At 58.6% G+C, this 599-nt stretch carries 1 protein-coding gene; it reads left to right on the forward strand.

The features are described 5' to 3' along the window. Nucleotides 1-56: 56 nt before the first annotated feature. The coding region (locus NKI46_RS30910) for a transposase family protein (protein ID WP_502896858.1) at nt 57-599 on the forward strand (543 nt) is incomplete at its 3' end.

A 599-nucleotide genomic window follows, 5' to 3' on the forward strand; every position in this document is an offset into this window, starting at 1 on the left:
TGTTTGATCCCAGGCTTTGATGGCGCATACTTTTCGTCCGAATCAAAGGATGCGCTATGGGCCAGGTTCTTCATGGGAGCGCCACGACGACAGAGGCGATCCGTCGAGCGATACAGCATAGTCAAGAGAGCCTGAGGGCGCTGGCGAAGCGCTACGGCATCAATCAGAAGACGGTTAGGAAGTGGAGGAACCGGACGTCGGCCGCCGATCTTCCGACTGGCCCCAGAGATCCGAAGTCGACAGTGCTATCGACTGAGGAAGAGGCGGTCATCGTCGCCTTTCGGCGTTATACGCTGCTGCCACTGGACGATTGCCTCTATGCTCTCCAACCGACGATCCCGCATCTGTCGCGGTCATCCTTGCATCGCTGCCTGCAGCGTCACGGGATAGGCAGGTTGCCGGATGTCGAGGGCGACAAGCCGGCAAGGAAGAAGTTCAAGGCCTATCCAATCGGCTACTTCCATATCGACGTCGCCGAGGTCCGAACCGAGCAGGGCAAGCTGCATATGTTCGTGGCCATAGATCGGACCTCGAAGTTCGCTTTCGTCGAGCTGCACGAGAAGGCAACGACAGCGGTCTCCGCCGATTTCCTGCGCCAT

The organism is Mesorhizobium sp. M0615, assembly GCF_040320805.1.
Lineage (GTDB): Bacteria > Pseudomonadota > Alphaproteobacteria > Rhizobiales > Rhizobiaceae > Mesorhizobium.